This window comes from Streptomyces caniscabiei, from assembly GCF_014930365.1.
Taxonomy (GTDB): domain Bacteria; phylum Actinomycetota; class Actinomycetes; order Streptomycetales; family Streptomycetaceae; genus Streptomyces; species Streptomyces caniscabiei.
The window spans coordinates 1-740 of the sequence record NZ_JABXWI010000068.1; the positions used below are offsets into that span (position 1 = coordinate 1).

Genomic DNA, 740 nt, shown 5'->3' on the forward strand with positions numbered 1-740 from the left:
AGGTAGGACAGGAGCTGCTTGACGTATTCGATGGCGTCTTTTTCGTCGCCGGCCATGTGGTGGGCGACGCCGGAGGTGGCGTTGTGGGTGCGGGCGCCGCCGAGTTCCTCGAAGCCGACGTCCTCGCCGGTGACGGTCTTGATGACGTCCGGGCCGGTGATGAACATGTGCGAGGTCTGGTCGACCATCACGGTGAAGTCGGTGATGGCGGGGGAGTAGACAGCGCCGCCGGCGCACGGGCCGACCACGAGGGAGATCTGGGGGATGACGCCGGAGGCGTGGGTGTTGCGGCGGAAGATCTCGCCGTACATGCCCAGGGCCATGACGCCCTCCTGGATGCGGGCGCCGCCGGAGTCGTTGATGCCGATGACGGGGCAGCCGGTCTTGAGGGCGAAGTCCATCGCCTTCATGATCTTCTGGCCGAAGACCTCGCCGAGGGAACCGCCCAGCACGGTGAAGTCCTGGGAGAAGACGGCGACCGGGCGGCCGTCGACGGTGCCGTAGCCGGTGACGACTCCGTCGCCGTAGGGGCGGTTGTTCTCCATGCCGAAGTCGGTGGAGCGGTGCCGGGCGAACTCGTCGAACTCCACGAAGGAGTCCTCGTCGAGGAGGAGTTCGATCCGCTCACGGGCCGTCAGCTTGCCCTTGGCGTGCTGCTTCTCCACCGCGCGCTCGGAGCCGGCGTGCGTCGCCTCGTGGATCCGGCGCTGCAGATCCGCGAGCTTCCCCGCGGTCGTGTG

At 67.8% G+C, this 740-nt stretch carries 1 protein-coding gene; it reads right to left on the minus strand.

Annotated features, from left to right (window positions below; all coding sequences use genetic code 11):
• The coding region (locus tag HW837_RS48010) for an acyl-CoA carboxylase subunit beta (RefSeq protein WP_272875598.1) at positions 1–740 on the minus strand (740 nt) is incomplete at both ends.